At 66.1% G+C, this 10,953-nt stretch carries 12 protein-coding genes and 1 pseudogene; 1 reads left to right on the top strand and 12 read right to left on the bottom strand.

The window, feature by feature from the left end; all coding sequences use genetic code 11:
* Positions 1–96: 96 nt before the first annotated feature.
* Positions 97–843, top strand: a pseudogene (locus ACIQJ2_RS28400) (tyrosine-type recombinase/integrase); the annotation flags it as partial.
* Here the strand turns inward: ACIQJ2_RS28400 and ACIQJ2_RS28395 are convergent.
* The 12 genes from ACIQJ2_RS28395 to trbB all read right to left on the bottom strand — a co-directional run bounded on the left by ACIQJ2_RS28395 (position 809) and on the right by trbB (position 10,922).
* Positions 809–1,105 (bottom strand): helix-turn-helix transcriptional regulator, encoded by a 297-nt coding sequence (locus tag ACIQJ2_RS28395; protein ID WP_400676489.1) that lies wholly within the window; start codon positions 1,103–1,105, stop codon positions 809–811. The pseudogene ACIQJ2_RS28400 and the gene ACIQJ2_RS28395 overlap by 35 nt on opposite strands.
* Before the next feature lie 309 nt (positions 1,106–1,414).
* On the bottom strand, positions 1,415–1,630 hold the full coding sequence (locus tag ACIQJ2_RS28390; protein ID WP_400676487.1) for a DUF2274 domain-containing protein: 216 nt from the start codon (positions 1,628–1,630) through the stop codon (positions 1,415–1,417).
* A 2-nt stretch (positions 1,631–1,632) separates the two neighbouring features.
* The gene (locus ACIQJ2_RS28385) at positions 1,633–2,778 is read right to left on the bottom strand and encodes a TrbI/VirB10 family protein (RefSeq protein ID WP_400676485.1); all 1,146 of its coding nucleotides are present in this window, start codon (positions 2,776–2,778) and stop codon (positions 1,633–1,635) included.
* On the bottom strand, positions 2,775–3,731 hold the full coding sequence (gene trbG / locus ACIQJ2_RS28380; protein ID WP_400676483.1) for a P-type conjugative transfer protein TrbG: 957 nt from the start codon (positions 3,729–3,731) through the stop codon (positions 2,775–2,777). Before trbG ends, ACIQJ2_RS28385 begins: the two co-directional genes overlap by 4 nt.
* The gene (trbF, locus tag ACIQJ2_RS28375; protein WP_400676481.1) at positions 3,728–4,417 is read right to left on the bottom strand and encodes a conjugal transfer protein TrbF; all 690 of its coding nucleotides are present in this window, start codon (positions 4,415–4,417) and stop codon (positions 3,728–3,730) included. The genes trbG and trbF overlap by 4 nt, the downstream gene beginning before the upstream one ends.
* Positions 4,414–5,787, bottom strand: a complete 1,374-nt coding sequence (gene trbL / locus ACIQJ2_RS28370; RefSeq protein ID WP_400676479.1) for a P-type conjugative transfer protein TrbL — start codon at positions 5,785–5,787, stop codon at positions 4,414–4,416. Before trbL ends, trbF begins: the two co-directional genes overlap by 4 nt.
* Before the next feature lie 3 nt (positions 5,788–5,790).
* On the bottom strand, positions 5,791–6,078 hold the full coding sequence (gene trbK-alt / locus ACIQJ2_RS28365; RefSeq protein WP_400676477.1) for a putative entry exclusion protein TrbK-alt: 288 nt from the start codon (positions 6,076–6,078) through the stop codon (positions 5,791–5,793).
* Between the two features lie 10 nt (positions 6,079–6,088).
* Positions 6,089–6,859: a P-type conjugative transfer protein TrbJ gene (trbJ, locus tag ACIQJ2_RS28360; protein WP_400676475.1), complete on the bottom strand. Its 771-nt coding sequence runs from the start codon at positions 6,857–6,859 to the stop codon at positions 6,089–6,091.
* Positions 6,856–9,306, bottom strand: a complete 2,451-nt coding sequence (gene trbE, locus ACIQJ2_RS28355) for a conjugal transfer protein TrbE (RefSeq protein ID WP_400676473.1) — start codon at positions 9,304–9,306, stop codon at positions 6,856–6,858. Before trbE ends, trbJ begins: the two co-directional genes overlap by 4 nt.
* A 10-nt stretch (positions 9,307–9,316) precedes the next feature.
* Positions 9,317–9,595, bottom strand: a complete 279-nt coding sequence (locus tag ACIQJ2_RS28350) for a VirB3 family type IV secretion system protein (protein ID WP_127645684.1) — start codon at positions 9,593–9,595, stop codon at positions 9,317–9,319.
* Entirely contained in the window at positions 9,595–9,927 is a 333-nt protein-coding gene (locus tag ACIQJ2_RS28345) for a TrbC/VirB2 family protein (protein WP_400676470.1), read from the bottom strand. The genes ACIQJ2_RS28350 and ACIQJ2_RS28345 overlap by 1 nt, the downstream gene beginning before the upstream one ends.
* A complete protein-coding gene (gene trbB, locus ACIQJ2_RS28340) occupies positions 9,924–10,922 on the bottom strand; it encodes a P-type conjugative transfer ATPase TrbB (protein ID WP_400676468.1) in 999 nt (332 codons plus the stop codon). Before trbB ends, ACIQJ2_RS28345 begins: the two co-directional genes overlap by 4 nt.
* Positions 10,923–10,953 lie beyond the last annotated feature (31 nt).

The raw sequence follows: 10,953 nt of genomic DNA, 5'->3' as shown, positions 1-10,953 counted from the left end.
GTCAGCGGCAATCAGCATGATAACTTGATCCCGACCGCGACCTAAGAATCTCATCCAGATTGTCGCAAGCGTCTCATCCTGATTGCCGCGCTATAGGTCTTCGCGTTTGCGAAGCTGCACGGGGAGAAGGTAGCGAACCCCGCCGAAGAGGTCGGGCCGGCGTCGATAGCGACCTTCGTTCCCAAGGACCGCTCGCTTTCGCCCGCTGAAATTCGAGTGATGCTCGGCCAGCTAGAGCATGTGGCGACGCTGCCCACCATTCGGCTCGGTCTGAAGCTGATCCTGCTCACGATGGTCCGCAAGAGCGAGTTGCAGGACGCGGTGTGGGGTGAGGTCGACTTCGAGAATGCGGTGTGGTCGATCCCGAAGGAGCGGATGAAGCGCTCCAAGCCGCACAACGTCTATCTGTGCGAACAGTCGCTCGACATCCTCGTTGCGCTCAAGACCTGTGCGGGCAATTCGCGCTACCTGCTGCCCTCGCGCTACGACGCTGATGCGCCGATGTCGCGCGCGACCTTCAACCGCGTCACCACGGCCGTCGTCGTGCAAGCCAAGAAGGCGGGACTGCCGTTGGAGCCGTTCACCGTGCATGACCTTCGCCGTACGGGATCGACGCTGCTCAACGAGCTGGGCTTCAACAGCGACTGGATCGAGAAGTGCCTGGCGCACGAGGACGGGCGTTCTTCGCGCGGCGTCTATAACAAGGCCGAGTATGAGCACCAGCGCCGGCACATGATGCAGGAATGGGGCAATCTGATCGACGCATGGGTTGGCGGCCAGAAATACACCCCGACGCTCTATCCGCCCTCTATGGACCTTCTGGTCCCGGAGCCCGGCCTTTGACCGGACGGGTCTTCCTGAGCGTAACGTTGGGCGCTGGCGCACGCTTGGCCGTCTTCGCCTTGGAGGCTCGGCGGCGTTCTTCAAGCCAGGCCTCCACTTCGCCGAGGTCCCACACGACGGTTCGAGAGGTCAGGTAGAAGCGCTGCGGAAACTCGCCGCGCTGCTCCATGTCGTAGATGGTCGTGTCGGCCAAGGGAACGATCTCTCGAAGCTGGTGCCTGCGGATGGTGCGTTTGTTGAGAGGGGCCGGTGTCTGGCTCATCGTCCAGCTCCACTGTCTGCGACCCTGCCATTCCATGTATTCATGCCAGACCTCCTTTGATGCGGCCGGGGCAGCGGCTTGGCTGCATTCCCGGCGTCTGGCGAACCATGGCGAAGGACCGGCCGCCCGTAGCGTGCCGCATTCGCGTTCGCTCGCGCACGGCACCCCAACCAACCGGGTTCGCATGACGTGTGCGGTGATTAGGGGCGCTAATCACCGCATATCGTGCGGAGATTATGCTCGTGAGAGCGGAAGCCGCCCGACGCGAGCGCAACGGCGTCGCCGGTACGACCCCCACCGGCATGCAGGTCAGCCCGTGGTGCGCCGGGCCTTGGCGAACCCGCGATCGGTCGAGATGAAGCGTTCGAGCATCGGCACGATGAGCTTGGCGGGTTCGATGGGCGCACTGCCTTCGGCGAGGAGGCGGCCGTAGTCAGTGAGGTCGCGATGGAGCGCGGCAGGCAGCTCCAAGGCGATCTTCACAGGTTTGTCGTCGGCGATAGGGCCGAGCTTCAGCTTGGTCATGGTCAACTCCTGTAGGGTTCGAGCACCAAATCCTTGGTGACAATGACGCGGACCGGGAAACCGGGCCGGATGGTCAGAGTCGGCGCGACCTGCAACTGGCGCTGGACGATCTGCTGACCGGCCTGATTGATGGTGTCCTGCGCGCCGTCGCGGATGGCGCGTATCAGGCGATCGTTATCGTCGGTCGCGAGTTCCGCGCCGACGCCGAGGAGGGTCGAGAGCGCGGCGGCCTTGGCGAGATCCCACCAGTGGTAATCGACGCCATCCTCCAGGCCGGCATAGCCTTGCGGGTCCGCGCCCGGCTGGCGTTCGAGAACGAACGAGCGGCCATTCGGCATGATGAGGCGATTCCAGACCAGCAGCACGCGGCGCTGGCCGAACTGCACGGCGTTGTCATACTGGCCGATGAGCCTCGTGCCTTGCGGCACGAGCAGGATACTGCCGGTCGGGCTATCATAGATGTTTTCCGTGACCTGCGCGGTGATCTGGCCGGGAAGATCGGAGCGGATGCCGGTGATGAGCGCGGCCGAGATGACGGCCCCGGCCTGAAGCACGAAGGGCGACGCCGGCGGCGTCACGCGATCATGCGTCATGGTGCGCCGGTCGGCCGCCGCGTTGAGAAAGGCAAGCTGCCGATCCTGGGGGGTCGGTTGCCTTGCGGCGCCGTTGCCGGGGTCAAACCCGGCGAGGCCGGGCGTGGCTCCCGGCGTCGCGGCGGCCGTCGATCCCTGCCGCGACTGGAAGAATACGGTGCTGAGGCGTGCGGCTTCTTCCTCGGCGCGGCGGCGCTGCTCGGCCTCGTCGACGCCCGGCGTCGGAACGACAGGCGGCACGACGTGCTGGCCGGCATTCTGCGCGGACAGGATGGGGCCGCCCAGATCGCCCGGCAACGCCGGTCCAAGAATGGGACCTGTATAGTCGCGCGGCAGGCCGGCAAGACCATCGGCGGGCTGGCGGTTGGACGTAGAATATAGCTCCTGACCATCATCGCCGCCCGTGCGCGTCTGGAGCGCATAGATCAGCGCCCCACCGATCCCGACCATAGTGACGGCGGCGACGCTGGCGAGCATCTTGCGTGACAACCGCGTGACTCGGGGCGCTTCGGCGCGCAGCCGCATCGGGGCGGCATTGGTATCGGCTTCGGTCATGACTGTGGCCTCCCGTCGGTGCGGACGATCCTGACGGTCTGCTGGTTCTTGCCACCGCCAAGACGCAGCTCGGCCGCGCCGAACAGACGGTCGACGATCAGCATGTGTTGGTATATGCGGCTGTTGGCGATCTGTGCCTCGCCTTCGGGGCCAATGACGAAGATCGGCGGCATTTCACCCTGCACGATCCCGCGCGGAAACTCGACATAGACGCGACGGCCGTCGTCATAGACCGTGACAGGTTTCCACGGCGGCGTGCTGCCGGTGAGGCCATAGCGGTAGTTGCGCGCGGCGACGGCCGGAATGACCGGCGTAGCCGGAACGGCTTGACGCCCACCGCCTGCCGGCTGCGGATAGGCCCAGGCGACGGCGGGCATATAGGGTTTCTCGCCCGCGCGCAGCTCGACCATGTAGGTGCGGCGATCCGTAGTAATGACGAGATTGGTCGTGATGTCGGCGCGCGTCGGCTTGACCAGCACATGAACGCGGCGGCTGACGCCGGAGCCGGATTCCGTGTCGCCGATGATCCAGCGGGCGGTATCGCCGGCAGCGATCGGTCCCGCGCCGGTCAGGCTCTCGCCGGGTTCGAGCGCAATATTGGTAATCTGGCCGGGCGCGGCATAGACTTGATAGAGCGCGCCTTCCGACCATGGATAGACCTGAATGGCATTGAAGTAGCCTTCGCGGCGCGGCTGCACGCGAGCGGCCGCATTAGCGTTCTCGACGCGGCCGGTCGCCGTGCTGGCACTCTGGCCGCCGCGCGCGACCGTCCAGGCCGGAGGGACATGCAAGGGCTTCAGCCGCTCGTCCGTCACCGATGCAGGAAGGGCCGGCAGCGGCGGCACGCTATTGTCGTAGCTGATCTGCGGCGGCTTGGTGGATGCGCAGCCGGCGAGCATGGTCGCCGACAACAGCAGTGCGGGAACGGCAGAGGTGCGAACAGCCCGGTTCATTGGCCCATCTCCCGCGACCAGTTGATGGCGTTGACGTAGATTCCGAGCGGATTGGCTTTCAGCCGATCGGCGTCTCGGGGCGGCTGGACGGCGATGGTCAAGATTGCCGTCCATCGCTCCGTCGTGGCGAGCTTGCCATCCTCGTAACGCCGTTCGGTCCAGGCGACGCGGAAGCTATCGACCGAGGCGCGGATGACGCTGGAGACCTCGACGGCGATCTGCTGCTTGCCGACCTTTGTGAACGGGTCGTTGGTGCGAGCATAGTCGTTGAGCGCGCCGGCGCCGCGATCGGTCGTCCATTCATAGGCACGAAGCCAGTTCTGCCGGACGATGATCGGATCGGCCGGAATGGAGCGCACCTGTTCGATGAAGCGGGCAAGATGCCAAGCGATCTGCGGATCGGTCGGCCGATAATCGGTGACGGCCGGAGCAATGGTCTGCGCCTGGCCGAGCTTGTCGACCTGCACCACCCAGGGAACGACCGTGCCCTGTACCGACTGCCACACGAGCGCTGCGGCAAAGCCTGCGGAGAGAACAAACGAGCCGAAGGCCATGTAGCGCCAGTTCTTCGCCTGCACGCGGGCCGAGCCGATGCGCTCGTCCCAGATTTGTGCGGCCTTCTGGTACGGTGTTTCGGGCTCGGGTGTCTTGCCGTAATGTGCGGCGGGTCGCCTGAAGAGGTTCATGAGCGGTCACTTTCAGAGAGGTTGACGGAAGAGCCGGAGCCGTGGCTGTCGCCGGATCGGACGGCATGGGCGGTCGCCTGCATGCCATGGCTGACGGACTGGCCGTGCTTCATGCGCCTGCCCCAATCGGGAGCGCCGCCGGTGGATGCGGCTGGGGAGCTGGCGGATGCGGTGTCATTGGCCGTGTCGGATCCGCCGATGGTGCCGCCGGTCGAAGAGCCGCCGGTCGCACCGAACCCGGCCTTTATGCCATCGGAGAAGCTGGATTTGACGCTGGTTGTGGCGCGGCGCAGCGGCGACGTGGCCGCATTGCCAGCCGCGTTACCGGCAGCATGCGCGACACCGCCCATGCCCGATGCCACGCCAGATGCGCCGGACTTGCCGAGCAAACCCAGCGAATAGGCGGAGGATGCTGCGCCGGCGGCTGTAGCACCGCCCCGGACGGCGGCAGCGCCACCCGAAAGCGCCGCGGCTCCGCCTTTGGCGGCCAGCATCGCGCCGCCGCCAGCGGCCAGAGCTGCGCCGCCGACCGCAAGCCCGGTTCCTACGGCAGCGCCAGCGCCAAGCTGCGGGCCGCCGGAGACGAGGCCATTGGCGATGCCGGGGCCGAAGATGCCGAGACCGACCAGCGAGAGTGCGGCGAGCACGACGGCCATGGCGTCGTCGATGCTCGGGGTCTGACCGCCGAAGCCTTGGGTGAACTGGCTGAACAGCGTCGAGCCGATGCCGATGATGACGGCGAGAACCAGAACCTTGATGCCGGACGAGATGACGTTGCCGAGCACCTTTTCGGCCATGAAGGCGGTTTTCCCGAACAGGCCGAACGGGATCAGGACAAAGCCGGCGAGCGTCGCCAGCTTGAACTCGATCAGTGTGACGAAGAGCTGGATGGCGAGGATGAAGAAGGCGAGGATCACCAGCGCCCAGGCGAAGAGCAGGCACGCGATCTGGATGAAGTTCTCGAAGAAGGCGACCCAGCCCATCAGGTCGGAGATGGATTCGAGCAGCGGCCGGGCCGCGTCGAGGCCGGTCTGTGCGACCTTGCCGGGGCGGAGCAGATCGGCGGTGGAAAAGCCGGTGCCGCTCGCCTTGAGGCCGAGGCCGGCGAAGCTGTCGAAGACGATCTTCGCGAGGTTGTTCCAGTTGCCGATCAGGTAGGCGAAGATGCCGACGAACAGCGTCTTCTTGACGAGCCGCGCCATGATGTCGTCATCGGCGGCCCAAGACCAGAACAGCGCGGCCAAGGTCACGTCGATGACGATCAGCGTCGTGGCGATGAAGGCCACTTCGCCGGACAGAATGCCGAACCCTGAATCTATGTAGCGGGTGAAGGTTCCGAGGAAGTTGTCGATGACGCTTGCGCCGCCCATGGCTCACCGCCCTTCGTTGGCGGACGGCACGGCCGGCGCAGCCGTGCGGCCAAGGAAGCGGTCGCGGGTCTCGGCCCAGACGCGCAGGCACCCCGTATCCTCGGCCGCTTTCTGGCCAAGCTGCTGGCACCGACGTTGGCCCTCGCGCAGCGGATCGCGCGAGGGCTCATGAAGACGCACGGGCGAGGATGGCGCAGCCTGTTCCTTGCGGGTCATCTCGATTGCCGTCGCGGTGACTGCGACGGCGACGAATATGATTGCGCCCAGCCGGGCCAGCATCTTGCCATCCATCGTCCGCGCCTCAGTTGCCGTTGTTGAACATCTGCGCGTTGCCGGGCGCGTAGCCGCCGCCCGGTGTCAGGAACCGGCGGCGCTGTTCGCGGCCCTGTTCGGCAGCGGCGCTGCGCTCCGCCTCCGTCAAAGCGCCAGCGCGCCCATTGGCGGCGAGCAACGCGACGAGATCGGAAAGCTGCTGCGACTGGAGGGCGAGAAGCTGGTTGCCGGCCTGCGTCGCCTGAAGTGCGCCGGTCGCGCCCTGGCTCTGGCCGACCAGCGCCGACATCTGCGCGCGGTTGCTGTCGATGTTGCCGACAGCGCCGGCCTGCACGCGCATCGCGTCCTGCAAGCCGCCGACCGTGTTTTGCCAGCGCGAACGGGCATTGGCCACAAGCTGCTGATCGCTCGTGGACATCGAGACGTTCCCGTATTTCTGGGAGAACATCTGGTCGATCTGCTGGACGTTGAAGGCGATGCCCTGCGCCTGGCTCAAGAGCTGCTGCGTCTTCTGGACGTTCTGCTGAAGCTGCTGGAGCGCCGAGAACGGCAGGCTGGCGAGGTTCTTCGCCTGATTGATGAGCATCTGCGCTTCGTTCTGAAGCGAGGTGATCTGGTGCGTGATCTGTTCCAGCGAACGTGCTGCCGTCAGCACGTTTTGCGCATAGTTGGTCGGGTCATAGACGATGCGCCAGGCATGGGCCGGCGTCGCCATCATCGGTGACAGGGCGATCGGCGCGGCGGCGAGCATGGTTGCCGCGAGCGCCAGGGTGCGCGAACGGATAAGGCGGGTCTTCATGATGCAGTCTCCTTTTCTGCGTGGGGGAGCGGGAAAGTCGGGATGAGATCGGCAGCCCAGCCGGCGTCGCGGGCCTGAAGCCAGGCGCCAAGAAAACCGTCGCGGCCATGTTCGGCGACGAGGTTGGCGATCAGGGTCTGGTCGGATTTTGAAGAAGCGGCGCAGAGCGCGAGGCCGACTTCGCTGAGGCCCAGCTCGAAGAGTCGGTTGCCGCGCCGCGACTGGTAGTAATAGTCCCGCTTTGGCGTTGCCCGCGCGAGGATTTCGATCTGGCGGTCATTGAGACCGAAGCGGCGATAGATCGCGGTGATCTGCGGCTCGATCGCGCGTTCGTTCGGCAGGAGCAGCCGCGTCGGGCAACTTTCGATGATGGCCGGTGCGATACTCGAATTGTCGATGTCGCTGAGCGATTGCGTGGCGAAGATGACGGATGCGTTCTTCTTGCGCAGCGTCTTCAACCATTCGCGGAGCTGACCGGCAAAGCCGTCGTCGTCGAGCGCGAGCCAGCCTTCGTCGATGATGAGCAGCGTTGGGCGGCCGTCGAGCCGATCGCCGATGCGGTGGAAGAGATAGGCGAGTACGGCGGGCGCAGCCCCCGTGCCGACCAGCCCTTCGATCTCGAACGCCTGCACGGCGGCGCTGCTGAGATGTTCGGCCTCTGCGTCGAGCAGCCGGCCATAGGCCCCGCCGACGCAATAGGGCCGAAGCGCCTGCTTGATGTCGTTGGACTGGAGCAGGACGCTGAGGCCCGTGATGGTGCGTTCCTCCACCGGCGCGGAAGCGAGCGAGGTCAGCGCCGTCCAGATATGCTCCTTGACTTCCGGCGTGATCGGCACGCCCTCGCGCATGAGGATCGCCGCTATCCAGTCACCGGCCCAGGCGCGTTCATAGGTGTCATGGATGCGCGCGAGCGGCTGAAGCGAAACGGAGGTGTCGGAGCCTTCGGTCAGGCCGCCGCCGAGATCGTGCCAGTCGCCGCCCATGGCGAGTGCTGCGGCACGGATCGAACCGCCGAAATCGAAGGCGAAGACCTGCGCGTTTTCGTAGCGCCGGAATTGCAAGGCCATCAGCGCGAGCAGCACGGATTTGCCCGCGCCGGTCGGGCCGACAACGAGGGTATGCCCGACATCGCCGACATGAAGGGATAACCGGAACGGGGTCGAGCCTTCCGTTCTGCCGTAGAGCAGCGGGGGAGCATCGAAGTGCTCGTCCCGTTCCGGCCCCGCCCACACGGCAGAGAGGGGGATCATGTGGGCGAGATTCAAAGTGCTGATGGGTGGCTGGCGGACGTTGGCGTAGGCATGACCGGGGAGCGAGCCGAGCCATGCATCGACGGCATTCACCGTCTCGATCATCGCGGTGAAGTCGCGGCCTTGGATGACCTTCTCGATCAGCCGCAACTTCTCGTCGGCAAGACGCGAATCGGCGTCCCAGACCGTGATCGTCGCGGTGACATAGGCCATGCTGGCGACATCCTGCCCAAGCTCCTGCAAGGCCATGTCGGCGTCGAGCGCCTTGTTGGCGGCATCGGTATCCACGAGCGCGGATGCCTCGTTGGTCAGGACTTCCTTGAGGATCGCAGCGATGCTCTTGCGCTTGGCGAACCACTGGCGGCGGATTTTGGTGAGCAGCATCGTCGCATCGGTCTTGTCGAGCAGGATCGCGCGGGTGCTCCAGCGATACGGGAAGGCCATGCGATTGAGATCGTCGAGCAGGCCGGGCGTCGTCGCGCTCGGAAAACCGGTGATGGTGAGGACGCGCAGATGATCGCTGCCAAGGCGCGGCTCGAGTCCCCCGGTCAGCGGTTGATCGGCGAGCAGCGCATCGAGATAGACCGGCGTTTCCGGCACGCGGACGCGGTACTGTTTTGTCGAGACGGTCGAGTGCAGATAGGTCAGCGTCTCGCCGTCATCGAGCCAGCCGCATTCCGGCATAAAGCCGTCGAGCAGCGCCACCACGCGGTCGGTACGATCGGTGAAGGCGCGCAAGATCTCGTTCGGATCGACGCCGCTGCGCTCGCGGCCCTCGTAAAGCCAGGTCTCGGCGCGGGCTGCTTCCTCTGCCGGGGGCAGATAGAGGAATGTCAGGAAATAGCCTGACACGAAATGCGCGCCGGCTTCTTCGAAATCGGCCTTGCGCTCGGCGTCGACCAGGCCAGAGGCCGGATCGGGAAATTGGCTTGCGGGATAGGTCGAGGCTTCCGAACGCTGCGCCTCGACGAAGATGCTCCAGCCGGAGCCGAGACGACGGAAGGCGTTGTTGATGCGGCCGGCGACGGCGACCAGCTCGGCGGCGACGGCGGAATCGAGATCGGGACCGCGAAAGCGCGCCGTGCGCTGGAAGCTGCCGTCCTTGTTGAGCACGACGCCCGGCGCCACCAGCGCGACCCAAGGCAGATAGTCGGCAAGGCGGCTCGCGGAGCGGCGATATTCGGCAAGGTTCATCATGTGCGCCTCCTCAGACCGACAGATGACCGGGGATGCGCAGATGGCGGCGGCCGACTTCCACGAAGAGCGGATCGCGCTTGGCGGCCCAGACCGCCGCGAAGTGCCCGACGGCCCAGATAGCCAAGCCGACCAGCCAGAGGCGCAGACCGAGGCCGACGGCCCCGGCCAGCGTCCCGTTCAGGATCGCGATGGAGCGCGGCGCTCCGCCGAGCAGGATGTGCTCGGTCAGTGCGCGGTGGACCGGCACGGTGAAGCCCGGCACGTCCAGTTGTTCGAACGCCGTCGCCATCAGATGAGCGCTCCGCCGCCGAACGAGAAGAACGAGAGGAAGAACGAGCTGGCCGCGAAGGCGATGGAGAGACCGAAGACGATCTGGATCAGCTTGCGGAATCCGCCCGACGTGTCGCCAAAGGCGAGCGCGAGGCCCGTCGCGATGATGATGATGACGGCGACGATCTTGGCGACCGGGCCTTCGATCGACTGGAGGATTTTCTGGAGCGGCGCTTCCCACGGCATGGAAGAGCCGGAGGCGTGGGCGACCGGGACGAGGACGAGATTGACATAGGCGAAGGCGGCGGCGGACGCGATCGTGCGACGCACGCGCAGGCAGTTGTGGATCATGCGGATTCTCCTGTGCTGGTGGGGATGGCCAAAGGGCTGGGTTGGGTGACGCGGTAGTCGCCGTCCGGGCCGAGCCCTTCGACGCGGGCGAGTTCGGCGAGCCGGCGTGCGGAACCGCGGCCGGAGAGGACGGCGACGAGGTCGATGGTCTCGGCGATCAGCGCGCGCGGGACCGTGACGACGGCTTCCTGAATCAGCTGTTCGAGCCGGCGCAGCGCGCCGATGCCCGTTCCAGCGTGGATCGTGCCGATGCCGCCGGGATGGCCGGTGCCCCAGGCTTTGAGAAGGTCGAGCGCTTCGGCGCCGCGTACCTCGCCGATGGGGATGCGGTCTGGGCGCAGGCGCAGTGAGGAGCGGACAAGGTCGGAGAGCGTGGCGACGCCATCCTTGGTGCGCATCGCGACGAGGTTCGGCGCGGTGCATTGCAGCTCGCGCGTGTCCTCGATGATGACGACCCGATCGGCGCTCTTCGCCACCTCGACGAGCAGCGCATTGGTCAGCGTGGTCTTGCCCGTGCTGGTGCCGCCCGCGACGAGGATATTGGCGCGCGCCGCGACGGCTTCGCGCAGGGTCGCGGCCTGCTCGGCGGTCATGATCCCGGCAGCCACATAGTCGGCGAGCGTGAAGACCGCGACGGCGGGTTTGCGGATCGCGAAGGCCGGCGCTGCGACGACGGGAGGAAGCAGTCCCTCGAACCGCTCGCCGCTCTCGGGCAGCTCGGCCGAGACGCGCGGGGATCGGGCGTGAACCTCCGCGCCGACATGGTGTGCGACCAGGCGCACGATGCGTTCGCCATCGGCGGGCGACAGGATTTCGCCGGTTTCGGACAGCCCTTGGGAAAGCCGGTCGATCCAGATGCGCCCATCAGGGTTCAGCATCACCTCGACGACGGCGGGGTCTTCCAGAAAGCGCGCGATGGCAGGACCGAGCGCCGTGCGCAACATGCGCGCGCCGCGCTGGATCGCCTCTGGTTTCTGATGAGAAGAAGAAGTCATGCCGTCCCCAAGCCAAGGGGACGCAACAGAG

The organism is Rhizobium sp. NPDC092011, assembly GCF_044756305.1.
Classification (GTDB): domain Bacteria; phylum Pseudomonadota; class Alphaproteobacteria; order Rhizobiales; family Rhizobiaceae; genus Rhizobium.
This window is presented reverse-complemented; position numbering and strand designations above follow the sequence as displayed.

What these genes read in the sequence shown, in the direction of transcription:
- trbE (WP_400676473.1), bottom strand. Translation starts at nt 9,306, where the DNA reads ATGATGAACCTTGCCGAATATCGCCGCTCCGCGAGCCGCCTTGCCGAC.
- ACIQJ2_RS28350 (WP_127645684.1), bottom strand. Translation starts at nt 9,595, where the DNA reads ATGGCGACGGCGTTCGAACAACTGGACGTGCCGGGCTTCACCGTGCCG.
- trbL (WP_400676479.1), bottom strand. Translation starts at nt 5,787, where the DNA reads ATGGGCGGCGCAAGCGTCATCGACAACTTCCTCGGAACCTTCACCCGC.
- trbB (WP_400676468.1), bottom strand. Translation starts at nt 10,922, where the DNA reads ATGACTTCTTCTTCTCATCAGAAACCAGAGGCGATCCAGCGCGGCGCG.
- ACIQJ2_RS28390 (WP_400676487.1), bottom strand. Translation starts at nt 1,630, where the DNA reads ATGACCAAGCTGAAGCTCGGCCCTATCGCCGACGACAAACCTGTGAAG.
- trbJ (WP_400676475.1), bottom strand. Translation starts at nt 6,859, where the DNA reads ATGAAGACCCGCCTTATCCGTTCGCGCACCCTGGCGCTCGCGGCAACC.
- ACIQJ2_RS28385 (WP_400676485.1), bottom strand. Translation starts at nt 2,778, where the DNA reads ATGACCGAAGCCGATACCAATGCCGCCCCGATGCGGCTGCGCGCCGAA.
- ACIQJ2_RS28345 (WP_400676470.1), bottom strand. Translation starts at nt 9,927, where the DNA reads ATGATCCACAACTGCCTGCGCGTGCGTCGCACGATCGCGTCCGCCGCC.
- trbK-alt (WP_400676477.1), bottom strand. Translation starts at nt 6,078, where the DNA reads ATGGATGGCAAGATGCTGGCCCGGCTGGGCGCAATCATATTCGTCGCC.
- trbF (WP_400676481.1), bottom strand. Translation starts at nt 4,417, where the DNA reads ATGAACCTCTTCAGGCGACCCGCCGCACATTACGGCAAGACACCCGAG.
- ACIQJ2_RS28395 (WP_400676489.1), bottom strand. Translation starts at nt 1,105, where the DNA reads ATGAGCCAGACACCGGCCCCTCTCAACAAACGCACCATCCGCAGGCAC.
- trbG (WP_400676483.1), bottom strand. Translation starts at nt 3,731, where the DNA reads ATGAACCGGGCTGTTCGCACCTCTGCCGTTCCCGCACTGCTGTTGTCG.